The 3,478-nt window shown below is 44.7% G+C and carries 2 protein-coding genes and 1 pseudogene; all 3 read right to left on the reverse strand.

Annotation, left to right across the window (positions count from 1 at the left end; genetic code table 11):
- Nucleotides 1–124, reverse strand: a pseudogene (locus tag IM322_RS22840) (Uma2 family endonuclease); the annotation flags it as partial.
- Between the two features lie 35 nt (nucleotides 125–159).
- Nucleotides 160–2,508 carry an HD family phosphohydrolase gene (locus IM322_RS22845; RefSeq protein ID WP_287675596.1) on the reverse strand — a complete coding sequence of 783 codons (2,349 nt, stop codon included), beginning with the start codon at nucleotides 2,506–2,508 and terminating at the stop codon, nucleotides 160–162.
- A gap of 91 nt (nucleotides 2,509–2,599) precedes the next feature.
- Nucleotides 2,600–3,478 (reverse strand): RNA-guided endonuclease InsQ/TnpB family protein (locus IM322_RS22850; RefSeq protein WP_287713338.1); only part of this gene is annotated, 879 nt, incomplete at its 5' end.

Here is a 3,478-nt window from a genome sequence, read left to right on the forward strand (position 1 = left end):
GATAGGTTTTCTGGAGACGTAAACTCAGCAATCTTTCGTAATCTTCCCAAGTCTGATGAGGGAAAATAACCTGATTACCTGGAGATAAAGATAAAGTATTTTCGTTGAGAGTAATTAGTAGCATTTTGGTAATTATTTTTGATTTTTTGCTGTTATCTCTTATTTTTTTTCGGCTGAGGAGACTTCTAAAACTGCTTTCGGGTAGGCAATGCGTTGATGATGGAATTGTTGCCAAACTTGCACAAAAATCTCGGCAATAATTGGTAATTCCTCCTGACGAATACCACTATCTACTAATTGTTGATCGCGCCATCGGGCCTGAAAAATCTTTTTGATCATATCCATGGCTTGTTCTGGGGATGCCTCCTTTAGCGATCGCAAAGCGGCCTCGCTACTATCGGCTAACATAACGATCGCCGTTTCTCGCGATTGGGGAATCGGACCATCGTAGCGAAAGGCTGCTTCATCGACGATTTCTTGACCATTTTGTCTGGATTTTTGCAAAGCTTGCTGATAAAAATAGGAAATTAAGAGATTGCCTTGGTGTTCGGGAATAAAATCGCGGACGACTCGCGGTAAACCTTGTCTGCGGGCCATGACTAACCCTTCGCTAACGTGCTTTTTAATAATCTCGGCGCTGACGTAGGGATCGTTAATTTCATCGTGTTTATTCGGGCCACCCATTTGATTTTCAATAAAACCGAGAGGATCGTGCATTTTCCCGATATCGTGATAAAGGGTTCCCGTGCGAATTAATTCCACATTACAGTGCAGTTTTCGGGCGGCCGCTTCGGCTAAACAGGCGACAAAAAGGGTATGTTGAAAAGTACCCGGCGCTTCTGTGGCCAAACGTTTGAGCAAACTACAATTAGGATTGGACAACTCCACCAGACGAATGGGAGTCACCACATCGAAACAGCGTTCCAGATAGGGGGATAATCCTAGAGCGATTACCGTCCAAGCTATTCCCGATAGACCATAGACGAGCGCCGTGGGTAATAGAGCATAGATGATCGTGCTGGCCGTGGCGCTAACGATTAGGTAGGTGAGCAGATAAACACCCCCTTGACTGACTCCGATTCCCATTCCTAGGAGCGATAATTCATCCCGGGAGCGCAATTTTGCCGCTATTATGGCCGCTAATAGTCCCCCGATCGTCCCCGCGATTAAATCGGCGCTGATGCCTTGGATACTGAATAGGGAAAGACCGGCAGTTAAGAGGACTTGGGTGACGGCCAAAGTCGGGCCATAGAAACTGCTGACTAATAAACCCACGGCTGCCAGATTGGTAAAGGGAATATGGGCGATCGCTAGAATCGGTGTGGTAAAACTTAGTAAACCCAAGAGAATAAAATCCCGGTGACGCAGAGGCCGATGGAGACGCTGGGCCACGAGGCAAAAAGTCCCGATCGCGCTGGTGACAAGGATTGCCGTTGCTCCTAAACCCATCCAGTTAATGCCCCGTTCGCTTAAACCAAAGCCATCGATGAGAACAAACTGAGCTTGAGTAATTTTTTCGCCTGTTTTAACGATAATTTGACCGGTTTGAGTGTTAGACATCACCATATCTACCGCTTCCACCGCTTTAGCCGCTTGTTCTTTGGTTGACTCCCGATCTTCTATCAGGTTAGCCTGTCCCTCTAGGGCCGCTAGAAGGATATTTTCGGCTAAAAGCTGCTGGCGACGGGTTAGGCGATCGCTGCTAATCTGCACGACGATGGTATCCTGTAGGTGACTGGTGGAAATCCCCGGGGGGATGCCTTGCACCAAAATGCGGCGACCCGCTTGCAGGATGGCTGTTTCTAGGTTTTGCCACTCTCGATCGCCCATTTGAGCTACTGCGATCAGATCGCCATATTTGAGTTTATTTAAGCTGGAATGCCGATAATTTTGGCTGGTTTGCCCCTGTATTTGCCGTAATTGCCCTAATCGATCGATAAATTGCTCAAATTTCCCCTTTGTCACGCGCTGACGATAGGCTTGGATTTCGTGTATAGCATATTCCTGCTCTTTTGTCAAGGGTTTTGCAAAAGATTCTTCATAGTTGAGGCCGCTTTGTAGAGTTGACCATTGAGCGGCAGAAAAGGTGAGCAGCGTTCCCAGTGTGGCGTTAGAAATAGTCCTGCTGATTAAAATCGAATTTTTGGGCAGAATTGGGATAATTTGACTTAATTGCCCTAAAGTGTCCCGTAGCGCTCGCTCAATCTGGGCAGTGGTTTGGGGGTCTCTTTTCAGCCGGGGAAGCAGTCCAGCCCGAATTTTTTGGCGTTTGAGGGCGGTGGTTTCTTGGTCTTCAAAACTGGCATCTTCGGGGGCGATAATTGTGACGGGGGAAATAGTCCCGACGGCCAATTTCGGCTGATTATAGAAACGATAACCGACTACGCTAGTCAGACAACCGACGGTAAACAGGAAGATTAAGGGTCGTCGAAGTTTACCTAGGGAGTAAGACCGAGATTTTCGGGCAGAATCAGGAAAAACCGTGAAAGAATGCAGAAAATGATTCATAAATTCCAGCTAAATTCTTTGACACTCCCGTCGCTAAAAGCGAGGGATTCTTGGTTCATCGAGTTTCCTTAATCTAGCAGGACGTATCCAACTAAACCAGAGGGAATCTCTCCCCAAGCGTATTAGTTTCGGTATGCCCTACCGTACTTAGTCCCTTTTTGAGAATATTGATAGCGGCGTTAATATCTCTATCTTCTACATAGCCACAGTGAGGACAAATATGGGTTCTAGTAGATAGAGATTTAGCTACTTTTTGACCACAATTAGAACAGTTTTGACTGGTGTTATGGGGAGCTACTGCTACTGTAGCCTTACCATATTTAAAACCAAAATATTCTAACCATTGCCGAAAAGTTGACCAAGCCACATCATTAATAGATTTAGCTAGTTTAGAGTTTTTTACCATGCCTTGAACATTTAAGTTTTCGTAAGCGATGAAATCGTTAGATTTAATGACGCGCAATGCCTCTTTTGAGGCAAAGCCTTTACGTTGCCTACTTACTCTTAAATGCTTTCTAGCATATCTCTTTCTGGCCTTTTGGTAGTTGTTTGATTGGGGTTGACCTTTTCTAACCTTTTTAGATTTCTTCCGATTCAGGCGATTTAATCTTTTTTCTGCCTTGCGATAGTATTGCGGTATTTCTACTGTTTCCCCATCACTATTAGCGTAGAAAACGTTTAAACCTACATCCAATCCCACACATTTCTTGGTTGGTTCTAGGGGTTTAGCATATTCCCGAATATCAACACTTAGACAGAATTGGACATAGTAACCATCCGCTCGTTTAACAATCCTAACTCGTTTAATTTGGTCTATAGGGTAAAAGTTTAGGTCTCTGGTTCCTTTCAGTTTAACCGTGCCAATATTTTTCTTATCTGTGAAAGTTATTTTCTTTCTATCCTCCGATAGTTTCCAGCCACAGTTTTTATATTCCACAGAACGATTATTCTTTTGGAATTTAGGATAACC

It is taken from the genome of Microcystis sp. M109S1 (assembly GCF_020247025.1).
GTDB lineage: Bacteria > Cyanobacteriota > Cyanobacteriia > Cyanobacteriales > Microcystaceae > Microcystis.

Bases quoted from the DNA above. Each gene is read 5' to 3' on its own strand.
- IM322_RS22845 (WP_287675596.1), bottom strand. From the start codon at position 2,508: ATGAATCATTTTCTGCATTCTTTCACGGTTTTTCCTGATTCTGCCCGA.